The organism is Pseudomonas idahonensis, from assembly GCF_037903935.1.
Lineage (GTDB): Bacteria > Pseudomonadota > Gammaproteobacteria > Pseudomonadales > Pseudomonadaceae > Aquipseudomonas > Aquipseudomonas danubii.
On the sequence record NZ_CP149586.1, the window covers coordinates 47,670 to 69,971 of the forward strand.

Consider the following 22,302-nt stretch of genomic DNA (forward strand, 5'->3'; position numbering starts at 1 on the left):
TCGGCAGTCAGTAGCAGATCAGGGACGGTCGTAGCCTTCGGCCAGGTGCAGGTCCTTGAGCTTCACGTAGTTGGCGGCGCTGTAGGTGAAGAAGGCGCGCTCCTTGTCGGTCAGCGGACGCGCCTGCTTCACCGGGCTGCCGACGTAGAGAAAGCCGCTTTCCAGGCGCTTGCCCGGTGGCACCAGGCTGCCGGCGCCGACGATCACGTCGTCTTCCACCACCGAGCCGTCCATGACGATGCTGCCCATGCCGATCAGCACCCGGCTGCCGATGCGGCAACCGTGGAGCATGACTTTGTGGGCGATGGTCACGTCGTCGCCGATCAGCAGCGGGAAGCCGTCGGGGTTGAAGGGGCCGGCGTGGGTGATGTGCAGCACGCTGGCATCCTGCACGCTGGTGCGCGCGCCGATGCGGATGCGGTGCATGTCGCCGCGGATCACCGTCAGGGGCCAGACCGAGCTGTCGGCGCCGATCTCGACGTCGCCGATGACCACTGCCGAGTGGTCGACAAAGGCCCGTTCGCCCAGGCTCGGGGTGTGGTTCTGATAGCTGCGAATGGCCAAGTGCGAATGCCTCTCTGAGATTTATTAATGGGGGCTATAGCTGCGGTGGCTGCTCATTGTAATTAAGATGGTGCTACGTTTCCCTGCATGTTTCTTCCAGCCAAGGTGCCCACCGTGAGTGTGAACAACCCTCTTCTGCAGCCCTACGACCTGCCGCCGTTCTCGGCGATCCGCGCCGAGCATGTGCAACCGGCCATCGAACAGATCCTGGCTGACAACCGCGCCGCTATCGCTGAAATCCTCAAGACCCAAGCCACCCAGCCCACCTGGGCCGGTCTGGTATTGGCCATGGACGAGCTCAATGACCGCCTGAGCGCGGCCTGGAGCCCGGTCAGCCACCTCAACGCGGTGTGCAACAGCGCCGAACTGCGTGAAGCCTACGAGGCCTGTCTGCCGGCCTTGAGCGCCTACTCCACGGAAATGGGCCAGAACCGTGAGCTGTTCCAGGCCTTCGACGCCCTGGCCAAGAGCCCCGAAGCCGCCGGTTTCGACGTGGCGCAGAAAACCATCCTCGAACACTCCCTGCGGGACTTCCGCCTGTCGGGTATCGACTTGCCGCCCGAGCAGCAACAGCGCTACGCAGAGGTACAAAGCCGGCTCTCGGAGCTGGCCAGCCGTTTCTCCAACCAGTTGCTGGACGCCACCCAGGCCTGGACCAAGCACATCACCGACGAAGCGGCCCTGGCCGGCCTGACCGACTCGGCCAAGGCGCAGATGGCCGCCGCGGCCCAGGCCAAAGGCCTGGACGGCTGGCTGATCACCCTGGAATTCCCCAGCTACTACGCGGTGATGACCTACGCCCAGGACCGTGCCCTGCGTGAAGAGGTCTATGCCGCCTACTGCACCCGGGCGTCGGACCAAGGCCCTAACGCCGGTCAGAACGACAACGGCCCGGTGATGGAAGAGATCCTCGACCTGCGTCAGGAACTGGCCAAGCTCCTGGGCTTTGCCAGCTTTTCCGAGCTGAGCCTGGCCACCAAGATGGCCGAGTCCAGCGATCAGGTGCTGAGCTTCCTGCGGGACCTGGCCAAGCGCAGCAAACCCTTTGCCGCTCAGGACCTGGAACAGCTGCGCGCCTATGCCGCCGAACAGGGTTGCCCCGACCTGCAAAGCTGGGACAGCGGTTTCTATGGCGAGAAGCTGCGCGAGCAGCGTTACAGCGTGTCCCAGGAAGCCCTGCGCGCCTACTTCCCCATCGACAAGGTACTTGGCGGCCTGTTCGCCATTGTCCAGCGCCTGTACGGCATCGAGATTGCCGAGCAGCAGGGCTTCGACAGCTGGCACCCGGACGTGCGCCTGTTCGAAATCAAGGAAAACGGTCAGCACGTCGGCCGTTTCTTCTTCGACCTCTACGCCCGTTCCAACAAGCGTGGCGGTGCCTGGATGGACGGTGCTCGCGACCGTCGCCGCACCGTTGACGGTGTGTTGCAGAGCCCGGTGGCCAACCTGGTGTGCAACTTCACCCCGGCCGACAGCGGCAAGCCTGCACTCCTGACCCACGACGAAGTCACCACCCTGTTCCACGAGTTCGGCCATGGCCTGCACCACCTGCTGACCCGGGTCGAGCATGCCGGAGTCTCCGGGATCAATGGCGTGGCCTGGGACGCGGTGGAGCTGCCTAGCCAGTTCATGGAGAACTGGTGCTGGGAGCCGGAAGGCCTGGCACTGATCTCCGGTCACTATGAAACCGGCGAGCCGCTGCCCCAGGACCTGCTGCAGAAGATGCTGGCGGCGAAGAACTTCCAGTCCGGGCTGATGATGGTGCGCCAGCTGGAATTCTCGCTGTTCGACTTCGAACTGCATGCCACCCACGGCGATGGCCGCAGCGTGCTGCAAGTGCTGGAAACCGTGCGTGACGAGGTCTCGGTGATGCGTCCGCCGGCCTACAACCGCTTCCCCAACAGCTTCGCCCACATCTTTGCCGGCGGTTATGCCGCGGGTTACTACAGCTACAAGTGGGCGGAAGTGCTGTCGGCCGATGCCTTCTCCAAGTTCGAGGAAGACGGCGTGCTCAACCCGGCCACCGGGCGCGCGTTCCGCGAGGCGATCCTGGCCCGTGGCGGCTCCCAGGAGCCGATGGTGCTGTTTGTCGATTTCCGCGGACGGGCGCCGTCGATTGACGCACTCTTGCGCCACAGCGGCCTCAGCGAGGACGCGGCAGCATGAGTGACGCACCCGTGAAGACCAAGAAACGCTTTATCGCCGGGGCGGTATGCCCGGCGTGCAGTGAGCAGGACAAGCTGATGATGTGGAGTGAGGACGACGTACCCCATCGCGAGTGCGTGGCCTGTGGCTACTCCGACACCCTCAACGAGCAGGGCCTGTCGGTGCCCAAGGAACTCGGGACCCGGGTCAACAGCGCGACGCCCAAGGTGGCCGACACCAAGGTGCAATCGGTGCAGTTCTTCCCCAACCCCAAGTTGAAGAAAAAAACCGACTGACCACGCCAGACAAAGCCGGCTCCCTGGTAGGAGCCGGCTTGCCGGCAAAGCGATTCGCCCCCCTTCCTTCGCCCCGTGGGCTTTGGCGAGCCAGCTCGCTCCTACGCGGCCCCCTGACCCCCCACCGTTTCGAACCAGCTTTTCACCGAACAGGTGGCGAACACACGGGTGCTGCAGCCGCCATTGGCCAGCAAAGCCCCGTGAGCCAACTGTCATGGAAACCTGAAGCTGATACGTAATTTTCCGCCGCTTCTGATCTTTTTTTCGCCTGAAACGGTTCATCCAAATGCTTAGCCTGCTACCATTTGTAACCAAATTTTGCTGATGTACTCATAAAAACCGGGCCTTGCCCGGCCTTCTGCGTTGCCAAAACACAAAGTCGCGCCATGACGCGGCTGACCTTTCCATCAATGCCTGATGAGGTGCACCCATGTCTGATCAAGATCGAGACAACCCGCGGCGTGAGTTTTTGCGTAAATCCTTGACCTTGATCCCTGTGGTCACTGTCGCCAGTACCGGCCTGGGCAGTTCCATGCTGGCGGCCGCGCCCGAGACGGCCGTCGCTGCCAGGCCGGCGGCGCCGAGCAAGCTGCCCAGCGGCAGCCAGAACTATGAGCCCAGTTACTTCAGCGCCGAAGAGTGGGCCTTCATCAAGGCGGCGGTGGAACGCCTGATCCCGGCGGACGAAATGGGGCCAGGTGCCCTGGAAGCCGGGGTGCCGGAGTACATCGACCGCCAAATGAACACCCCCTACGCCGCCGGCGCCCTGTGGTACATGCAAGGCCCGTTCAAGGCCGACGCCGCACCGGAGATGGGTTGGCAGAGCAAGCTGGTGCCCAAAGACATCTATCGCCTGGGCATTGCCGCTGTGGATGCATGGTGCAAAGACCTCAAGGGTCAAGTTTTTGCTGCGCAAGACAGCGCTACCCGAGACGCTTTGCTCAAGCAGCTGGAAGCCGGAACCCCGCAGTTCGAGGCGCTCCCGGCCAAGCTTTTCTTCAATCTGCTGCTGCAAAACACCAAGGAAGGCTTCTTCAGTGATCCGATCCACGGTGGCAATAAAGGCCTGGTGGGCTGGACCCTGATCGGCTTTCCCGGCGCGCGCGCCGATTTCATGGATTGGGTGGAGCGCAACGAGCAATACCCCTTCCCGGCAGTATCGATTCGCGGCCAGAGGGCTTGAGCATGGCAACAGTGATGAAGAAGGTCGACGCGGTGATCGTCGGTTTCGGCTGGACCGGCGCGATCATGGCCAAGGAGCTGACCGAAGCCGGGCTCAACGTGCTGGCGCTGGAGCGCGGGCCAATGCAGGACACCTACCCTGACGGCAGTTATCCCCAGGTGATCGACGAGCTCACCTACAGCGTGCGCAAGAAACTCTTCCAGGACATTTCCAAAGAAACGGTGACCATTCGCCACAGCGTCAACGATGTGGCCCTGCCCAACCGGCAACTCGGCGCCTTCCTGCCGGGCAACGGCGTGGGCGGCGCCGGCCTGCACTGGTCTGGCGTGCACTTTCGCGTCGACCCCATCGAACTGCGCATGCGCAGTCATTACGAAGAGCGCTACGGCAAGCATTTCATCCCCAAGGACATGACCATCCAGGACTTCGGCGTCAGCTACGAAGAGCTGGAGCCGTTCTTCGACTTCGCGGAAAAGGTCTTCGGCACCTCGGGCCAGGCCTGGACCGTGAAGGGCCAGTTGGTGGGCGACGGCAAGGGCGGCAACCCTTATGCGCCGGATCGCTCGGACCACTTCCCCCTGGAGTCGCAGAAAAACACCTATTCCGCACAGCTGTTCCAGAAAGCCGCCCATGAAGTGGGCTACAAGCCCTACAACCTGCCGTCGGCCAATACCTCAGGGCCTTACACCAACCCTTATGGCGCGCAAATGGGCCCGTGCAATTTCTGCGGCTTCTGCAGTGGCTACGTTTGCTACATGTATTCCAAGGCCTCGCCCAACGTGAACATCCTGCCGGCCCTCAAGCCGCTGCCGAATTTCGAGTTGCGCCCCAACGCCCACGTGCTCAAGGTCAACCTCGACAGCAGCAAGACCCGCGCCACGGGCGTCACCTATGTCGACGGCCAGGGCCGGGAGATCGAGCAGCCGGCGGACCTGGTGATCCTCGGCGCCTTCCAGTTGCACAACGTGCGCCTGATGCTGCTGTCGGGTATCGGCAAGCCCTACGACCCGATCAGCGGCGAAGGCGTGGTGGGCAGGAACTTCGCCTACCAGAACATGGCCACCATCAAGGCTTACTTCGACAAGGACGTGCACACCAACAACTTCATCGGCGCCGGCGGCAACGGCGTGGCGGTGGACGACTTCAACGCCGACAACTTCGACCACGGCCCGCACGGCTTCGTCGGCGGCTCGCCGATGTGGGTCAACCAGGCCGGGAGCCGGCCGATCGCCGGCACCTCGAACCCGCCGGGCACCCCGACTTGGGGCAGCGCCTGGAAGAAGGCCACTGCCGATTACTACACCCACCAGGTATCCATGGACGCCCACGGCGCGCATCAGTCCTACCGTGGCAACTACCTGGATCTGGACCCGGTGTACCGCGATGCCTATGGCTTGCCTCTGCTGCGGATGACCTTCGACTGGCAGGAAAACGACATCAAGATGAACCGTTTCATGGTCGAGAAGATGGGCAAGATCGCCGAGGCGATGAATCCCAAGGCCATTGCCCGACTGGGCAAGCAGGTGGGGGAGCACTTCAACACCGCGTCCTACCAGACCACGCACCTGAACGGTGGCGCGATCATGGGCACCGACCCCAAGACCAGTGCCCTGAACCGCTACTTGCAGAGCTGGGACGTGCACAACGTCTTCGTTCCCGGGGCTTCGGCCTTCCCCCAGGGCCTGGGCTACAACCCCACCGGCCTGGTGGCGGCGCTGACCTACTGGTCGGCCCGGGCGATCCGCGAGCAGTACCTGAAAAACCCCGGCCCACTGGTTCAGGCATAAGGAGCGATGACCATGAAAGCACTCGTTATCGCTACCCTGGCGCTGCTGGGCAGCGCCTCTGTCAGCGCCGCCGAAGTGGATCAGCAGGCCCTGGTGAAGCAGGGCGAGTACCTGGCCCGTGCCGGTGACTGCGTGGCCTGCCACACCGCCAAGGACGGCCAGCCTTTCGCTGGCGGGCTACCGATGGAAACCCCCATCGGGGTGATCTATTCCACCAACATCACCCCGGACAAGACCGGCATCGGCGACTACAGCTTCGAGGACTTCGACCAGGCCGTGCGCCATGGCGTGGCCAAGGACGGCAGCACCCTGTATCCGGCCATGCCCTTCCCGTCCTATGCCCGGGTCAGCGACGCCGACATGCAGGCGCTGTACGCCTACTTCATGAAAGGCGTGGCCCCGGTGGTCAGGGACAACCAGGACAGCGACATTCCCTGGCCCCTGAGCATGCGCTGGCCGCTGTCGATCTGGCGCTGGATGTTCGCCCCGAGCGTGGAGACCCCGGCGCTCGCGACCGGCAGCGATCCGGTGATCAGCCGCGGTGCCTATCTGGTGGAGGGCCTGGGCCACTGTGGCGCCTGCCACACGCCCCGGGCCCTGACCATGCAAGAGAAGGCCCTGAGCGCCAGCGACGGCAGTGCTTTCCTGTCCGGCAGTGCGCCGCTGGAGGGCTGGATCGCCAAGAGCCTGCGCGGTGACCACAAGGATGGCCTGGGCAGCTGGAGCGAAGAGCAGCTGGTGCAGTTCCTCAAGACCGGCCGCAGCGATCGCAGTGCGGTGTTCGGCGGCATGAGCGATGTGGTGGTGCACAGCATGCAGTACATGAGCGAGGCCGACCTGACGGCTATTGCCCGCTACCTCAAGTCGCTGCCGGCCAATGATCCCAAGGATCAGCCGCACTCGTATGACCAGCAGGTGGCCGAGGCCCTGTGGAAAGGTGACGACAGCCAGCCCGGCGCGGCGGTGTACATCGACAACTGCGCAGCCTGCCATCGCACCGACGGCCAGGGCTACACCCGGGTGTTCCCGGCGCTGGCGGGCAATCCGGTGCTGCAATCGGCGGATGCCACCTCGCTGATTCACATCGTGCTCAAGGGCGGCACCTTGCCGGCCACCCACAGCGCGCCGTCGACCTTCACCATGCCGCCTTTCGCCTGGCGCCTGTCGGACCAGGAGGTGGCCGATGTGGTCAACTTCATCCGCGGCAGCTGGGGCAACCAGGCGTCGGCGGTGAAGGCCGGGGACGTGGCGGCGTTGCGCAATGGCGACCTGCAGAGCACGTCCAACGATGATTTGGGGCCGTTCACTGGTCGCTAGCGTCGAGGCCGGCGCCCGCTGCGGGCGTCGGTCCGGTGGTGGCTGTTCAGTCCTGGGTGAAGCGCTGGATGCCCAAGCGGCTTTCCAGTTGATAGCCGGCGATGCAGTCCGCCAGTCCGGCGTTCATCAGGTCTTCCCAGCTGGCGGGGAGCAGGCCGATGCCATCGTGGTGGGCGCTCCAGCGCACCGCGGCGAACTTCGGGTCCGCTTCATCGAAAGGTTGCTGGTCGTTCACTGTGGCCTTTTCGATGTCCTGGGTGCATAGCTCGAATTCGCAGGCCAGGCCCCAGAGCTGGCCATCGGGCGCCCTGACGATGATCAGGTCGGCGCCTTGTTCGTAGCTGGGGAGGTAGGCATCCGCTGCATAGAAGATCTTTTCCAGCCTGCCAGGTGTCCTGGGCATGTTTGCGCTCCTGTTCTTTGAGCCTGCCTTATACCCCAACGCCACAAACCTGTAGGAGCCGGCTTGTCGGCGAAGGTGCGGCCTGTGTCGCGCCGGGGAGCGTTCACTTGCGGGGGGTGGGTTTCGGTCCGGCGGTGCTGGTCTGATAAATCCGGCTCCATTACTGTGTATACATACAGTAATGGAGCGCTCCCATGTTCACCCCCCTGCCTCCCCGTGGTCGCGGTACCGCGAGCAATCCGCACAATCGTTTCGCGCCCAATCGTTCGGTGGCCGAGGACGACGGCTGGTACCAGGAAGTGCCGCTGACCCAAGGCACCGAGGTGCGTTTTGAAACGGCGAAATCCATCATTACCCGCAACACCTCGCCTGACCTGCCCTTCGATCGCTCGATCAACCCCTATCGCGGCTGTGAGCACGGCTGCATCTATTGCTACGCGCGGCCCAGCCATGCCTATTGGGATATGTCCCCGGGGCTGGATTTTGAAACCAAGCTGATCGCCAAGAGCAACACCGCCGCGCTGCTGGAGCAGCAACTGTCCAAGCCCGGCTATCGCTGTGCCCCGATCAACCTGGGGTCCAATACCGACCCCTACCAGCCCATCGAGCGTGAGCAGCAACTGACCCGACGCACCCTGGAAGTGCTGCTGCGCTATCGGCATCCGGTGACCATCGTCACCAAGGGCTCGCTGATCCTGAGGGACCTGGACCTGCTGGTCGAACTGGCCCGGCAGCGGCTGGTGGCGGTGATGATCAGCCTGACCACCCTGGACGATGAGTTGAAGCGCATTCTCGAACCCCGGGCGGCGGCGCCCAAGGCGCGTTTGCGGGCGATCCGGGTGATGCGTGAAGCGGGCGTTCCGGTGGGGGTGCTGTGTTCGCCGATGATCCCGATGATCAACGACAGCGAGCTGGAAAGCCTGCTCAGCGAGGCCCATGCCGCCGGGGCGCAGAGCGCGGCCTACATGATGCTGCGCCTGCCCCTGGAGGTGGCGCCGCTGTTCGAGGAGTGGCTGGCGGCGCATTACCCGCAGCGGGCCGCCCATGTGCTCAGCCTGATCCGCCAGAGCCGGGGTGGTGAGCTCTACGACAGCCGTTTCGGCAGCCGCATGCGCGGTGAGGGGCCCTTCGCCGACCTGTTGGCCCAGCGTTTCGCCAAGGCGCTCAAGCGCCTGGGGCTCGATCGGCGCGCGGGCTTCGATCTTGATTGCTCGGCCTTCTGTCCGCCGGGGGGGCAGATGTCGTTGCTGTGAGAAGCATTGGCCTATGGTTGCCTAGCGGACGTTGCTGACGGAGGTTCGCTGGTCACCTTTTGACATCGCCCATAGTGGCGTTCTAGAGCGTTCCATTCAGTTTGAGTTAAGTTTTTAGCGCTACCTTGCCCATCAAGTGACCGACGGGTCGCGGTCGGCGCCCCGGTTATTTTTTAATCGATTACTGGCGTCGTGCCGGATAATTCTGGAAAATTCACCAAATCCGACAGAGAGGCTGAATCATGAGTGACAAGGATAAACAGCCGTTGGCTGCGTCGGCTCCCGCACCCACCGAGGTTGCCGAAACCGCCGATGCAGCGCTGCAGCATATCGTTGACGGCTTTTTGCATTTTCATCATGAAGTCTTCCCGCAGCAGGAAGAACTGTTCAAGAAACTCGCCACCGCCCAGCGGCCACGGGCGATGTTCATTGCTTGCGCGGATTCGCGCATCGTTCCCGAACTCATTACCCAGAGCTCTCCCGGCGACCTGTTCGTGACCCGCAACGTGGGCAACGTGGTGCCGCCCTATGGGCAGATGAACGGGGGTGTTTCCACGGCGATCGAATACGCGGTGCTGGCCCTTGGGGTGCACCACATCATCGTCTGCGGGCACTCGGACTGCGGCGCCATGCGCGCGGTGCTCAATCCGCAAAGCCTGGAGAAAATGCCTACGGTCAAGGCCTGGCTGCGGCATGCCGAAGTGGCGCGGACCATGGTCCACGAGAATTGCGATTGCGCCGATGAATCCTCCAGCATGCATGTGCTGACCGAGGAGAACGTCATCGCCCAGTTGCAGCATCTGCGCACCCACCCTTCGGTGGCTTCGCGCATGGCCAACGGCCAATTGTTCATCCATGGCTGGGTCTACGACATCGAGACCAGTTCGATCAAGGCCTACGACGCGGACAAGGGCTGTTTCCTGCCGCTCGATGGCACTCATCCGATCCCCGTGGCGACGCCCAAAGCGCGCTTCTAATCCCGCCTAAATACACCTGAGTGGTTGTAGCCAGGGCCGCCGTTTGGCGGTCCGGCTTTGCCACGCCTGAACAAAAGTCAGGAGAACTGTCATGCGTGCAGCACAGTTGAAAAGTGTCCTGCCACGGGAGCTGCTGGCTTCGGTGGTGGTGTTTCTGGTGGCCCTGCCCCTGTGCATGGGAATCGCCATTGCCTCGGGCCTGCCGCCAGCCAAGGGCCTGATCACCGGGATCATCGGCGGGCTGGTGGTGGGCTGGTTGGCGGGCTCGCCCTTGCAGGTCAGCGGTCCGGCTGCCGGGCTGGCGGTGCTGGTGTTCGAACTGGTGCGCCAGCACGGTGTGGCCATGCTCGGGCCGATCCTGCTGTTGGCCGGGCTGCTGCAATTGTTGGCCGGGCGTCTGCGCCTGGGGTGCTGGTTCCGGGTCACGGCGCCGGCGGTGGTCTACGGCATGCTGGCGGGGATTGGTGTGTTGATCGTGCTGTCCCAGGTGCATGTGATGCTCGATGCCGCGCCCCAGGCCTCGGGGCTGGCTAACCTTGTCGGTTTCCCTCAGGCGCTGGCCCAGGCCTTGCCGAGCCTGGGTTGGCAGGCGGGCTTGCTGGGGTTGTCGACCATCGCGCTGATGTGGGGGTGGGACAAGTGGCGGCCACAATCGCTGCGCTTCATTCCGGGGGCGTTGCTGGGTGTGGGCCTGGCGACTCTGGCCAGCCTGGTCCTGGCCCTGGAGGTGAAGCGGGTCGAGGTGCCGGCCAACCTGAGTGAGGCCATCGACTGGCTACGCCCAGCCGACCTGCTCAATCTGGCGGACCCCAACCTGTTGATCGCGGCCTTCGCCGTGGCCTTCATTGCCAGCGCCGAGACCTTGCTGTCTGCCGCTGCGGTGGATCGCATGCACAGCGGCGTGCGTTCGGACTTCGACCGTGAACTGTCGGCCCAGGGCGTGGGCAATATGCTCTGCGGCCTGCTTGGGGCCTTGCCGATGACCGGGGTCATCGTGCGCAGTTCGGCCAACGTCCAGGCCGGGGCCCAGACCCGTTTCTCGACGATCTTCCATGGTCTGTGGCTGCTGGGTTTCGTGTTGCTGCTGTCCAGCGTGCTGCAGAGCATTCCGGTGGCGAGCCTGGCCGGGGTGCTGGTCTACACCGGCTTCAAGCTGGTGGACCTCAAGGTGTTTCGCGGCCTGGGGCGCTACGGGCGGATGCCGATGTTGACCTACGCGGTGACGGCCCTGGCGATTGTCTTCAGCGATCTGCTGACCGGGGTGCTGATAGGTTTTGCCCTGACGCTGGCCAAGCTGGCGTTCAAGGCCTCGCGCTTGAAGATCAGCCTGATCGACCTTCCCGCCGCCGGCGAGATGGAACTGCGTCTGATGGGGGCCGCGACCTTTCTCAAAGTGCCGGCCCTGACTCGGGTTCTGGCGAGCATTCCACCGGCGACGACGGTGCATGTGCCTCTCAACCACCTCAGTTACATCGATCACGCCTGCCTGGAGCTGCTGGAGGAATGGACTCGGGCCAATCAGGCCAAGGGGTCGCGGTTGATGATCGAGGCGCGGGGCTTGAAGCGACGCCTGGAAGGACGCTTGAGCAGTGGTGGTGGGATTGGAGTGGCGTCAGCAAGAAGTTGATGGCAGCAGGGAATGGGCTGCCCCCTTCGCCACAAGGCTCGTTGCGAGCCTTGCTGGCGAGGAGTGGGTTCAGGCGGCGGGCTGGTCGAGCTCTAGCTCCACGCCCAGCTGGCGTGACAGGCAGGGCCAGCGTTTCCAGGCGGCCTCGGTGTCCGGGCTGTTGAGTTTGTCGCGGTAGGCTTCCACTGATTCCAGGGCGAAGCTTTCTTCGTCGAGCATGGCGTCGACCGCGTGGTGTACCGCTTCGTCCAGCTGGTTGGCGAAGGTTTCACCGATCAGTTGGTGGGCGATGAGGTTGGCGACCGTCATGTCCAGGGGGATCAGTGGACGGCCGAAGTGCTTGATGTACAGATCGTTGACCTCTTCCACCAGGCGCAGTGCCAGGTAGGCTTCGTCCAGCAGGCTGTCGAGGCCGACGTGGCCGTCCATGATGGCCGGCGGCTGGAGGAAGAATTGCTCGGCGATCTTCAGTACAGGCTTGATCTGCGATTCGATGCCGGCTTCACGGGCCACCGCATTGGCGGCGTCCAGCAGGTCCGGAACCTGATCGATGTAGGCGCTGACGAAACGGGTCATGACGTCCTTGGCGTCGACTTCGGGCAGCTGGATGGCAGGGTGCAGGTGAGGCAGTTGCGTTTCCAACTGACGGGTCAGAAGGCCTGTGCTGGCTTCGTGTTGCCGGGCCAGTTGGATCTGCTCGCGCAATGCGGCGGTGTTCATGAAAACTCCAGGGAACAAGGGCAATTGAATAGGGAGAACATAAGTTAGCCTGCTTACGAAAATGCTTAAGACGCATTTGTCATAATTATTTCATGCTTAGACAGCGGGGTTATATCGTTCTGCCATCCCGGGCACTCGATCCCTTTTGTGCCGTGGCCTGCAAACCTCCTTTCCAGTGTTTCAGCTGATTTACGCCCTCGCGTTGCGAGGTCAGAGTCGCTGTCTATACTCGCCATTGTATGAAGTTAGCTGATGACGCCCGACTGCAAATGCAGCGAGGCCCGGCCGGTTTAAGTTCGTAGTCTAGGCAGCCGCTCCCTTGCCGCAGGTGTTAAGCCGGCGGGATAACAAGAACGATAAGGGGAACCCGCAATGATGCGACATCCACATGTCTGGATGGGCCTCCTGTTGTTGTCGATATTCAGCCAGGCGCAAGCCGCCTGGACGGTGAATATGACGCCTGGGGCTACCGAGATAAGCCACGCGGTATTCGACCTGCACATGACCATCTTCTGGATCTGTGTGGTGATCGGCGTCATCGTCTTCGGCGCGATGTTCTGGTCAATGATCGTTCACCGCCGCTCCACGGGCCAGGTCCCGGCCCGGTTCCACGAAAGCACCACCGTGGAAATCCTCTGGACCATCATCCCCTTCCTGATCCTGGTGGCCATGGCCGTCCCGGCGACGGCGACCCTGATCAAGATGTACGACACCAGCGAGCCGGACGTGGACATCCAGATCACCGGCTACCAGTGGAAGTGGCACTACAAATACCTCGGCCAGGATGTGGAGTTTTTCAGCAACCTGGCCACCCCCGCCGAGCAGATCCACAACAAGAGCGTCAAGGGCGAGCACTACCTGCTGGAAGTCGACCAGCCCCTGGTGCTGCCGGTGGGGGCCAAGGTGCGCTTCCTGGTGACCGCCGCCGACGTGATCCACTCCTGGTGGGTGCCGGCCTTTGCGGTCAAGCGTGACGCCATCCCGGGGTTCGTCAACGAAGCCTGGACCCGGGTCGACAAGCCCGGTATCTACCGTGGCCAGTGCGCCGAGCTGTGCGGCAAGGACCACGGCTTCATGCCGATCGTGGTGGAGGTCAAGAGCCAGGCCGACTACGACACCTGGATGGGCGAGCGCAAGGCCGAGGCCGCCAAGCTCAAGGAGCTGACCAGCAAGGAATGGACCCTCGATGAGCTGGTGGCCCGTGGCGATAAGGTCTACCACACCGCTTGCGTCGCCTGTCACCAGGCGGAAGGCCAGGGCCTGCCGCCGATGTTCCCGGCCCTCAAGGGCTCGAAGATCGCCACCGGGCCCAAGGGCGATCACTTGAATATCGTCCTTCACGGCAAACCGGGGACTGCCATGGCGGCCTTCGGCAAGCAGTTGTCGGAAGTCGACATCGCCGCCGTCGTCACTTACGAGCGCAACGCCTGGGGCAACAACAAGGGCGACATGGTCACGCCAAAAGAAGTGCTGGCGCTGAAACAGGCGGAAAGCAAATGAGCCGGCTTATTGGGTATTTCCGCAACCGCTCGGGGTGCAGTGTCCCTGAGCGTCCAGCCCACCCGTTTGCAGGAGACAGGGCATGAGTGCAGTGATCGATGACCACGGCCACGCCGGCCATGATGACCACGCCCATGGTCCCGCCAAGGGCCTGATGCGCTGGGTACTGACCACCAACCACAAGGACATCGGCACCCTGTACCTGTGGTTCAGCTTCGCGATGTTCCTGCTGGGCGGCTCCTTCGCCATGGTGATCCGCGCCGAGCTGTTCCAGCCCGGGCTGCAGATCGTCGAGCCGGCGTTCTTCAACCAGATGACCACCATGCATGGCCTGGTGATGGTCTTCGGCGCGGTGATGCCGGCTTTCGTCGGCCTGGCCAACTGGATGATTCCGCTGATGATCGGCGCCCCGGACATGGCCCTGCCGCGGATGAACAACTTCAGCTTCTGGCTGTTGCCGGCGGCCTTCCTGATGCTGGTTTCGACGTTATTCATGCCCGGCGGCGGGCCGAACTTCGGCTGGACCTTCTACGCCCCGCTGTCCACCACCTACGCCCCGGAAAGCGTGACCTTCTTCATTTTCGCCATCCACCTGATGGGTATCAGTTCGATCATGGGGGCGATCAACGTGATCGCCACCATCCTCAACCTGCGTGCCCCGGGCATGACCCTGATGAAGATGCCGCTGTTCGTCTGGACCTGGCTGATCACCGCCTTCCTGCTGATCGCAGTGATGCCGGTGCTGGCCGGTTGCGTGACCATGATGCTGATGGATATTCACTTCGGCACCAGCTTCTTCAGTGCCGCCGGCGGCGGCGACCCGGTCTTGTTCCAGCACGTGTTCTGGTTCTTCGGTCACCCCGAGGTGTACATCATGATCCTGCCGGCCTTCGGCGCCGTCAGCTCGATCATCCCCACCTTCAGCCGCAAGCCGCTGTTCGGCTACACCTCGATGGTCTATGCCACCGGAGCCATTGCCTTCCTGTCGTTCATCGTCTGGGCGCACCACATGTTCGTGGTGGGCATCCCGCTGGTGGGCGAACTGTTCTTCATGTACGCCACCCTGCTGATTGCCGTGCCCACCGGGGTCAAGGTGTTCAACTGGGTGAGCACCATGTGGCAGGGCGCGCTGACGTTCGAGACGCCGATGCTGTTCGCCGTGGCCTTTGTCATTCTGTTCACCATTGGCGGCTTTTCCGGGTTGATGCTGGCCATCGCCCCGGCGGACTTCCAGTACCAGGACACCTACTTCGTGGTGGCGCATTTCCACTACGTGCTGGTGCCGGGGGCGATCTTCGGGATCTTCGCCTCGGCCTATTACTGGTTGCCCAAGTGGACCGGGTACATGTACGACGAAACCCTGGGCAAGCTGCACTTCTGGCTGTCCTTCGTCGGCATGAACATGGCCTTCTTCCCTATGCACTTTGTGGGTCTGGCGGGCATGCCGCGGCGGATTCCGGACTACAACCTGCAGTTCGCCGACTTCAACATGGTGTCCTCCATCGGCGCCTTCACCTTCGGCGCGACGCAGATCTTCTTCCTGTTCATCGTCATCAAGTGCATTCGCGGTGGCAAACCGGCCCCGGCCAAGCCGTGGGAAGGGGCCGAAGGGCTGGAGTGGAGCATTCCATCGCCGGCGCCGTACCACACCTTCGTCACGCCACCGGAAGTGAAATGAACAGCTGTGTTGTAGGAGCGAGCTTGCTCGCGAAGGCGCCAGAACCTGGTGCCCGGTTCGTCGGCAAGCCGGCTCCTACAGGTTCGGGAGGACGTTGAGATGGCCGAGATCTCGCTGAAGAAGCTGGTGACCCGCCTGTTGCTGGTGGTGGCGGCGATGTTCGTTTTCGGTTTTGCCCTGGTGCCGATCTACGACGTGATGTGCAAGGCCTTGGGCATCAATGGCAAGACCGGCGGGCAGTACGCGGACCAGGGGCAGCAGATCGACGCTTCGCGCCAGGTGCGGGTGCAGTTCCTGTCCACCAACGCCATCGACATGGTCTGGGAGTTCTATCCCAAGTCCGATGACATCGTGGTCCATCCGGGGGCGGTGAACGAGGTGGTCTTCATCGCCCGCAACCCCAGCGATCACCCGATGAGCGCCCAGGCCATCCCGAGCATCTCCCCCAGCAGCGCGGCCATGTATTTCCACAAGACCGAGTGCTTCTGCTTTACCCAGCAGGTGCTGCAGCCCGGGGAGAAGATCGAGATGCCGGTGCGTTTCATCGTTGACCGCGACATGCCCAAGGATGTGAAGCACCTGACGCTGGCTTACACGCTGTTCGATATCACCGCGCGTCATCCACCGGTGGCGGTTGCCGCCAAGACCGGTGGATAGACGATCTGGCGTGCCCGATAAGGAGAACAACCCATGGCGACTCATGAGCACTATTACGTTCCTGCCCAGAGCAAGTGGCCGATCATTGCGACGGTGGGCATGTTCGTCACCGTGTTCGGCCTGGCGACCTGGTTCAACGACCTCAAGGCGGCGCGCCCGGAATCCCATGGCCCGCTGATCTTTTTCGTCGGTAGCCTGCTGCTGGCCTACATGCTGTTCGGCTGGTTTGGCGCGGTGATCAAGGAAAGCCGCGCCGGCTTGTACAGTGCTCAGCTCGACCGCTCGTTCCGCTGGGGCATGAGCTGGTTCATCTTTTCCGAAGTGATGTTCTTCCTGGCCTTCTTCGGCGCGTTGTTCTATGTGCGACACCTGTCCGGGCCCTGGCTCGGCGGTGAGGGGAACAAGGGCATCGCCCATATGCTTTGGCCGAACTTCGAGTTCGTCTGGCCCCTGCTCAACAACCCCGATCCGAAACTCTTTCCATCGCCCACGGGCACCATCAGCCCCTGGGGCTTGCCGCTGCTCAACACCGTGCTGCTGGTCAGTTCCAGTGTCACCGTGACCATCGCCCACCATGCCCTGAAGAAAGGCCATCGTGGAGCGCTGAAGATCTGGTTGGCGCTGACCGTGCTGCTGGGTTGCGCCTTCCTCGGCTTCCAGGCCGAAGAGTACATCCACGCCTATCGCGAGCTGGGCCTGACGCTGGGCTCGGGGATCTACGGCGCCACCTTCTTCATGCTCACCGGTTTCCACGGCGCCCACGTGACCATCGGCACCTTGATCCTGTTCGTGATGCTGATGCGTGTCATGCGTGGGCATTTCGACGCCGAACATCAGTTCGGCTTTGAAGCGGCCAGCTGGTACTGGCACTTCGTCGATGTGGTGTGGATCGGCCTGTTCGTTTTTGTCTACGTGCTCTGAGGGCCTGCTGCGCCCTACCAGGGCGCGTGGGACACCAGCTGGCCGCTGAAGAAACCCCAGGCGATCAAGCCCACGGTGATTGCGGCCAGGCATACCCGAATACTCAAGGCGGTCACCAGGCGTTTGGATTGGCTGTCGTCCTTGACCAGAAAGAACAGGCCGCTGAACAGGCTGATAACCGTGGCAATCAGCATCAGGACGATGGCTGCTTTGAGCATGGTGGGACTCCGGGGGAAACGCGATGTACAGCAGTATAGCGAGTGGATTTCTCAGCCTTGCGGGCCGGTCATGAAAGGCTTCCGGCCGGGAGTCGTGCCGACCCTGGTGGTGCTGTTGTTGCTGCCTGCGCTGGTTTCCCTGGGCTTCTGGCAACTGAGCCGTGGCGAGCAGAAGCGCCAATTGCTGACCAGCTACGCCGAGCGCCGCGCGGCCGAGCCGGTGTCGCTGTTCGAGTTGCTGGCGGTCGAAGACCCGGCCTTTCGCCGGGTGCGCCTGCACGGTCATTTCGATGCCGAGCACAGCCTGCTGCTGGACAACCGCCTGCACGACGGCAAGGTCGGGGTCGAGCTGCTGCAACCCTTCCTCGATCAGGCCAGCGGGCGCTGGTTGCTGGTCAATCGTGGCTGGCTGCCCTGGCCGGATCGGCGCACGCCTGCGGCATTCAGCACCCCGGAGCAGAGCCTGAGTCTGGATGCCTGGGTCTACGTTTCTCCGGGCGCAGCGTTCCAACTGCAGGCCGACCCGGCGGCTGCGCGCTGGCCACGGTTGATCACCGCCGTGAACCCGGAGGCTCTCTGGGCCGAGCTTGGCCGCAGCGGCTTCAACCATGAAGTGCGTCAGGAGTCCGGTGCTGGCGCCTACCTGACCGCGTGGCCGGTGGTGGCCATGGGGCCGGAAAAACACCTGGGCTATGCCGTGCAGTGGTTCGCCATGGCCCTGGCCCTGCTGCTCCTCTATCTCTATTTCGGCTGGCACAACGCACGGGAGAACCGCCATGGGAACGGCCATGAATCCACCCAACATCTCTGACGCCCAGGTGCCCAACCGGCGCCGCGGCCGTTGGCAACTGATCCTGATCCTGCTGATGGTGATCGGTCCGATGATCCTCGCCACCGGCATGTACAAGCTGCAGTTCTGGGTGCCGGAAAGCCGCAGCTATCACGGTGAGCTGATTGGCAATGGCCAGACCCGGGCGCAGATCGGCGTGCAGTCCGAGGAGGCTCGCTGGCAGATTCTGGTCACGGCCCCCAAGGCGTGCGATGCCGATTGCCAGCAATTGGTGTACCTGGCGCGGCAGATTCAGGTGGCCCTGGGCCGCGATGCTTCGCGGGCCAGCCATGCCCTGGCCAGCGCCCAGCCGCTGAGCGCCGAATACCAAGCCAGGCTGCAGCGCGAGTACCCGCAGTTGCAACGCTACCCCCTGGACCTGGTGACCTATGCCAAAGGCGTCAACGACAAGGACGCGCCGCAGCTGTGGATCGTCGATCCCCACAGCAATCTGGTGTTGCGCTACGACGCTCGGGTCAAGGGCAAGGACCTGCTCAACGACCTGCGGCACCTGCTGAAACTGTCGAATATCGGATAAGGGCATCGTCATGGCCAAACCTGGATTTCGCCTCGCGTTGTTTGCCACTTTGCTGGCTCTGATCGTGGTGCTGCTGGGCGCCTACACCCGGCTGACACACGCGGGCCTGGGCTGCCCGGACTGGCCCGGCTGCTACGGTTTTATCAGCGTGCCGAACAGCGAAGCCCAACTGGCCCATGCCGAACTGCATTTTCCCGACACCCCGGTGGAAGCCCACAAGGGCTGGAACGAGATGATCCACCGCTATTTCGCCGGCACCCTGGGGCTGTTGATCGTGCTGCTGGCGGCCCGCGCCTGGACCCATCGCCGGCATCCCGGGCAGCCCCTGAAGCTGCCGCTGTTCCTGATGGTGGTGGTGTTTGCCCAGGCGGCCTTCGGCATGTGGACGGTCACCCTCAAGCTCTGGCCGCAAGTGGTCACCGCGCACCTGTTGGGGGGCTTTGCCACCTTGAGCCTCCTGTTCCTGCTGACCTTGCGCTTGTCCGGCGTGCTGCCGGCGCTGATTGTGCCGCGGCGCCTGCAGTACTGGGCAACGGCCGGGCTGGTGCTGGTGATCGGGCAGATCGCCCTGGGCGGCTGGGTCAGCTCCAACTACGCCGCCGTGGCCTGCATCGACCTGCCCACCTGCCATGGCCAGTGGTGGCCGAACATGGATTTCGCCAACGGCTTTCACCTGACCCAGCACATCGGCCCCAACTACCTGGGCGGACAATTGGACAGTGACGCCCGCACCGCCATCCACATGACCCACCGAGTGGGCGCGGTGCTGGTGACCCTGGTGTTGCTGGGGCTGGCCTGGCAACTCCGGCAAACCGGCATGACCCGCCTGGCCGGGCTGGTGCTGGTGGCGCTGGCGGCGCAGGTCAGCCTGGGCATCAGCAACGTGCTGTTCCATTTGCCCCTGCCGGTGGCGGTGGCGCACAACGCCGGGGGCGCGGCGCTGTTGCTGACCCTGGTGCTGGTCAACTATCACGCCCGTACCAGCCTGGTGCAGGCCCGGGATCGCCTGCCCCTGGGCTGGCGCCTCAGCCCGCGCAAACAGATGGCGGGCCCCATCACCATCAAAGGAGAGATGCCATGGCGACTCTGATCAGCGAACGTCAGCATCCCCAGGCCATCTGGCGCGATTACCTGGAACTGACCAAACCCAAGGTGGTGGTGCTGATGCTGATCACCTCCCTGGTGGGCATGTTCCTCGCCACCCGCGCGGGGGTGCCGTGGACGGTGCTGGTGTTCGGCAACCTGGGCATTGCCCTGTGTGCGGGTGGCGCGGCGGCGGTGAACCATGTGGTGGATCGACGCATCGACGCGCTGATGGCCCGGACCCACAAACGGCCCCTGGCCCAAGGCCGGGTTTCACCCCGGGCGGCCTTGGCGTTCGCCCTGTGCCTCGCGTTGGCCGGGCAAGCGCTGCTGCTGGCGTTCACCAATCCGCTCACGGCCTGGCTGACCCTGGCGTCCTTGCTGGGCTACGCGGTGGTCTACACCGGCTTTCTGAAACGCGCGACGCCGCAGAACATCGTGATCGGCGGGCTGGCCGGTGCGGCGCCGCCGCTGCTGGGCTGGGTTGCTGCTACCGGGCACTTGAGCGCCGAGCCGCTGCTGCTGGTGCTGATCATTTTCGCCTGGACCCCGCCGCACTTCTGGGCCCTGGCCATCCATCGCAAGGAGGAATACGCCAAGGCCGATATCCCGATGCTGCCGGTGACCCACGGTGAGCACTACACCAAGGTGCACATCCTGCTCTATACCTTTGCCCTGCTGGCGGTGAGCCTGCTGCCCTATGCCATCCACATGAGCGGCGTGCTGTACCTGGTGTGCGCTTTGCTTCTGGGCGGGCGCTTCCTGCAATGGGCCTGGGTGCTGTACCGTGGCACTCGGCCGCACGCGGCGATCAACACCTTCAAGTACTCTATTTATTACTTGTTCCTGCTGTTCATCGCCCTGCTCGTAGACCACTACCTATTGTTGAACCTATGACTCGAACTCAGAAAACCGTCTTTATTCTCGTTGCGCTGGTGGCCCTTATCCTGGGGCTGACCGTCAACAAAGTACTGTCCGGCAAGGGTCAGGGCGATCCCACCGCATTGATCGACGCCGGCATCATCCTCCTGCCCCAGAGCCGTACGCTGCCTGCGGTGAAGATGCTCGACCAGGACGGCCAGCCCGTGGTGATCGATGAGTTGAAGGGCAAGTGGTCGCTGCTGTTCTTCGGCTACACCTTCTGCCCGGACATCTGCCCCACCACCCTGGCCCAACTGCGGCAGATCAAGAGTGAGCTGCCCAAGGAGGCGGTGGACAAGCTGCAGGTGATTCTGGTCAGCGTCGACCCCAACCGCGATACGCCGCAGCAGCTCAAGCAGTACCTGGGCTACTTCGACAAGGACTTCAAGGGCCTGACCGCCGCCTCGGTGGAAGACCTGCAGAAGCTGGCCAACGCGGTGAGCATTCCCTTCATTCCGGCGGACACCAGCAAGCCCAACTACACCGTGGACCACAGCGGCAACCTCGCGGTGATCGGTCCGGACGGCCACCAGCGTGGCTTTATCCGCGCACCGTTGAACAACCAGAAGCTGGTGGCCCAGTTGCCGGTGATGTTGCAGCGCCAATAACGCGGCATGCTTGAACCGCTGAACCGCTGAACCGCTGAACCGCTGAACCGCTGAACCGCTGAACCGCTGAACCGCTGAACCGCTGAACCCTGTAGCCGCTGCCGCTGCCGCTGCCGCAGGCTGCGATCGGCCTCGAAGAGGACGCGTGCTTGAGGCCCTCGGAAGGCGCTTTGCGCCTTATCGCAGCCTTCGGCAGCGGTTACAAACAAAACGGGGCGCCCAAGGCGCCCCGTTTGTATTTCTGCAACCGATCAGAACGCTGGCAGTACGGCGCCTTTGTACTTCTCGAGAATGAATTGCTTCACTTCTGGGCTGTGCAGGGCGGCGACCAGTTTCTTCATGGCGTCCGAGTCCTTGTCGTCAGGACGGGCGACCAGGATGTTCACGTAAGGCGAATCCTTGCCTTCGATCACCAGGGCATCCTTGGAAGGGTCCAGCTTGGCCTGCAGGGCGTAGTTGGTGTTGATCAGGGCCAGGTCGACCTGAGTCAGCACGCGGGGGATGGTGGCGGCTTCCAGTTCGCGGAACTTCAGGTCCTTGGAGTTCTCGGTGATGTCCTTGATGGTGGCCAGGATGTTGTTGGAATCCTTGAGCTTGATCAGGCCGGCCTTGTCCAGCAGCAACAGGGCGCGACCGCCGTTGGTGGCGTCGTTGGGGATCACCACGGTGGCGCCGCCTGGCAATTCGGAGAGTTGCTTGTATTTGCTGGAGTAGGCGCCCAGGGGTTCCAGGTGCACGCCGGCCACGCTCACCAGCTTGGTGCCCTTGGCCTTGTTGAACTCATCCAGGTATGGCTGGTGCTGGAAGAAGTTGGCGTCCAGGCGTTTTTCGGCCACTTGCACGTTGGGCTGCACGTAGTCGGTGAAGACCTTGACCTTCAGGTCCACGCCTTCTTTGGCCAGGGCCGGTTTGACGAATTCCAGGATCTCGGCGTGGGGCACCGGTGTGGCGGCCACGGTCAGGGTTTCGGCGGCGTGCGCGGAGAACGCGGCAACGGCTGCGAAAGCGACGAGTAGTTTTTTCATCGAACAAGCTCCTTGTAAGTCGCCCGACCCCGGGCGCCTGCCGGCCGGGGCC

At 63.2% G+C, this 22,302-nt stretch carries 22 protein-coding genes; 17 read left to right on the forward strand and 5 right to left on the reverse strand.

Features of this window, described 5'->3' with window-relative positions:
• Positions 1 to 18 precede the first annotated feature (18 nt).
• Entirely contained in the window at positions 19 to 564 is a 546-nt protein-coding gene (locus WIN67_RS00255; protein ID WP_339070467.1) for a gamma carbonic anhydrase family protein, read from the reverse strand.
• A gap of 87 nt (positions 565 to 651) precedes the next feature.
• Here WIN67_RS00255 and prlC point away from each other — a divergent pair, with 87 nt between their 5' ends.
• From prlC to WIN67_RS00280, 5 genes are all read left to right on the forward strand, one after another.
• Positions 652 to 2,730 (forward strand): oligopeptidase A, encoded by a 2,079-nt coding sequence (gene prlC / locus WIN67_RS00260; protein WP_170001361.1) that lies wholly within the window; start codon positions 652 to 654, stop codon positions 2,728 to 2,730.
• On the forward strand, positions 2,727 to 3,005 hold the full coding sequence (locus WIN67_RS00265; RefSeq protein WP_047290196.1) for a YheV family putative zinc ribbon protein: 279 nt from the start codon (positions 2,727 to 2,729) through the stop codon (positions 3,003 to 3,005). Before prlC ends, WIN67_RS00265 begins: the two co-directional genes overlap by 4 nt.
• A gap of 430 nt (positions 3,006 to 3,435) precedes the next feature.
• Positions 3,436 to 4,188, forward strand: coding sequence for a gluconate 2-dehydrogenase subunit 3 family protein (locus WIN67_RS00270; RefSeq protein WP_110594131.1), 753 nt, complete (start codon positions 3,436 to 3,438; stop codon positions 4,186 to 4,188).
• Positions 4,189 to 4,190: 2 nt separating this feature from the next.
• Positions 4,191 to 5,975 carry a GMC family oxidoreductase gene (locus tag WIN67_RS00275; protein ID WP_115581301.1) on the forward strand — a complete coding sequence of 595 codons (1,785 nt, stop codon included), beginning with the start codon at positions 4,191 to 4,193 and terminating at the stop codon, positions 5,973 to 5,975.
• Between the two features lie 12 nt (positions 5,976 to 5,987).
• Positions 5,988 to 7,292, forward strand: a complete 1,305-nt coding sequence (locus WIN67_RS00280; protein WP_273907455.1) for a c-type cytochrome — start codon at positions 5,988 to 5,990, stop codon at positions 7,290 to 7,292.
• Positions 7,293 to 7,338: 46 nt separating this feature from the next.
• Here the strand turns inward: WIN67_RS00280 and WIN67_RS00285 are convergent, their stop codons facing one another.
• Positions 7,339 to 7,695 (reverse strand): hypothetical protein, encoded by a 357-nt coding sequence (locus WIN67_RS00285; RefSeq protein WP_110652527.1) that lies wholly within the window; start codon positions 7,693 to 7,695, stop codon positions 7,339 to 7,341.
• A gap of 194 nt (positions 7,696 to 7,889) precedes the next feature.
• On the opposite strand from WIN67_RS00285, the gene WIN67_RS00290 reads away from it, so the two are divergent.
• From WIN67_RS00290 to WIN67_RS00300, 3 genes are all read left to right on the forward strand, one after another.
• Positions 7,890 to 8,948 carry a PA0069 family radical SAM protein gene (locus tag WIN67_RS00290; RefSeq protein WP_110594127.1) on the forward strand — a complete coding sequence of 353 codons (1,059 nt, stop codon included), beginning with the start codon at positions 7,890 to 7,892 and terminating at the stop codon, positions 8,946 to 8,948.
• Positions 8,949 to 9,190: 242 nt separating this feature from the next.
• Positions 9,191 to 9,925 carry a carbonic anhydrase gene (locus tag WIN67_RS00295; protein ID WP_102862473.1) on the forward strand — a complete coding sequence of 245 codons (735 nt, stop codon included), beginning with the start codon at positions 9,191 to 9,193 and terminating at the stop codon, positions 9,923 to 9,925.
• Positions 9,926 to 10,016: 91 nt separating this feature from the next.
• A complete protein-coding gene (locus WIN67_RS00300) occupies positions 10,017 to 11,552 on the forward strand; it encodes a SulP family inorganic anion transporter (protein WP_110652528.1) in 1,536 nt (511 codons plus the stop codon).
• 69 nt (positions 11,553 to 11,621) lie between these two features.
• Here WIN67_RS00300 and WIN67_RS00305 read toward each other — a convergent pair whose 3' ends face one another.
• The gene (locus WIN67_RS00305; protein ID WP_102881436.1) at positions 11,622 to 12,272 is read right to left on the reverse strand and encodes a hypothetical protein; all 651 of its coding nucleotides are present in this window, start codon (positions 12,270 to 12,272) and stop codon (positions 11,622 to 11,624) included.
• A gap of 372 nt (positions 12,273 to 12,644) precedes the next feature.
• Between WIN67_RS00305 and coxB the strand changes: the two genes are divergently transcribed.
• The 4 genes from coxB to WIN67_RS00325 all read left to right on the forward strand — a co-directional run bounded on the left by coxB (position 12,645) and on the right by WIN67_RS00325 (position 17,028).
• Positions 12,645 to 13,772, forward strand: a complete 1,128-nt coding sequence (coxB, locus tag WIN67_RS00310) for a cytochrome c oxidase subunit II (RefSeq protein ID WP_102862476.1) — start codon at positions 12,645 to 12,647, stop codon at positions 13,770 to 13,772.
• An 82-nt stretch (positions 13,773 to 13,854) separates the two neighbouring features.
• Complete coding sequence (ctaD, locus tag WIN67_RS00315) at positions 13,855 to 15,450, forward strand: cytochrome c oxidase subunit I (RefSeq protein ID WP_102881437.1); 1,596 nt, start codon at positions 13,855 to 13,857, stop codon at positions 15,448 to 15,450.
• Between the two features lie 99 nt (positions 15,451 to 15,549).
• The gene (locus WIN67_RS00320) at positions 15,550 to 16,107 is read left to right on the forward strand and encodes a cytochrome c oxidase assembly protein (RefSeq protein ID WP_339070468.1); all 558 of its coding nucleotides are present in this window, start codon (positions 15,550 to 15,552) and stop codon (positions 16,105 to 16,107) included.
• A 33-nt stretch (positions 16,108 to 16,140) separates the two neighbouring features.
• Entirely contained in the window at positions 16,141 to 17,028 is an 888-nt protein-coding gene (locus WIN67_RS00325; protein WP_102881438.1) for a cytochrome c oxidase subunit 3, read from the forward strand.
• A 14-nt stretch (positions 17,029 to 17,042) separates the two neighbouring features.
• Here WIN67_RS00325 and WIN67_RS00330 read toward each other — a convergent pair whose 3' ends face one another.
• Positions 17,043 to 17,246, reverse strand: a complete 204-nt coding sequence (locus WIN67_RS00330; protein WP_016967712.1) for a twin transmembrane helix small protein — start codon at positions 17,244 to 17,246, stop codon at positions 17,043 to 17,045.
• Positions 17,247 to 17,316: 70 nt separating this feature from the next.
• On the opposite strand from WIN67_RS00330, the gene WIN67_RS00335 reads away from it, so the two are divergent.
• Genes WIN67_RS00335 through WIN67_RS00355 form a run of 5 tightly spaced genes read left to right on the forward strand, consistent with a single transcriptional unit; the run spans position 17,317 to position 21,225 of the window.
• Complete coding sequence (locus WIN67_RS00335) at positions 17,317 to 18,057, forward strand: SURF1 family protein (protein ID WP_306394906.1); 741 nt, start codon at positions 17,317 to 17,319, stop codon at positions 18,055 to 18,057.
• Positions 18,023 to 18,613, forward strand: a complete 591-nt coding sequence (locus tag WIN67_RS00340; protein WP_110594123.1) for a hypothetical protein — start codon at positions 18,023 to 18,025, stop codon at positions 18,611 to 18,613. The genes WIN67_RS00335 and WIN67_RS00340 overlap by 35 nt, the downstream gene beginning before the upstream one ends.
• 10 nt (positions 18,614 to 18,623) lie before the next feature.
• Complete coding sequence (locus WIN67_RS00345; protein ID WP_102881440.1) at positions 18,624 to 19,703, forward strand: COX15/CtaA family protein; 1,080 nt, start codon at positions 18,624 to 18,626, stop codon at positions 19,701 to 19,703.
• Complete coding sequence (gene cyoE, locus WIN67_RS00350; protein ID WP_102862482.1) at positions 19,691 to 20,593, forward strand: heme o synthase; 903 nt, start codon at positions 19,691 to 19,693, stop codon at positions 20,591 to 20,593. Before WIN67_RS00345 ends, cyoE begins: the two co-directional genes overlap by 13 nt.
• Positions 20,590 to 21,225 (forward strand): SCO family protein, encoded by a 636-nt coding sequence (locus WIN67_RS00355; RefSeq protein WP_102862483.1) that lies wholly within the window; start codon positions 20,590 to 20,592, stop codon positions 21,223 to 21,225. Before cyoE ends, WIN67_RS00355 begins: the two co-directional genes overlap by 4 nt.
• 251 nt (positions 21,226 to 21,476) lie before the next feature.
• On the opposite strand, the gene WIN67_RS00360 is transcribed toward WIN67_RS00355, so the two are convergent.
• Positions 21,477 to 22,250 carry a MetQ/NlpA family ABC transporter substrate-binding protein gene (locus WIN67_RS00360; RefSeq protein WP_102862484.1) on the reverse strand — a complete coding sequence of 258 codons (774 nt, stop codon included), beginning with the start codon at positions 22,248 to 22,250 and terminating at the stop codon, positions 21,477 to 21,479.
• Between the last annotated feature and the right edge of the window lie 52 nt (positions 22,251 to 22,302).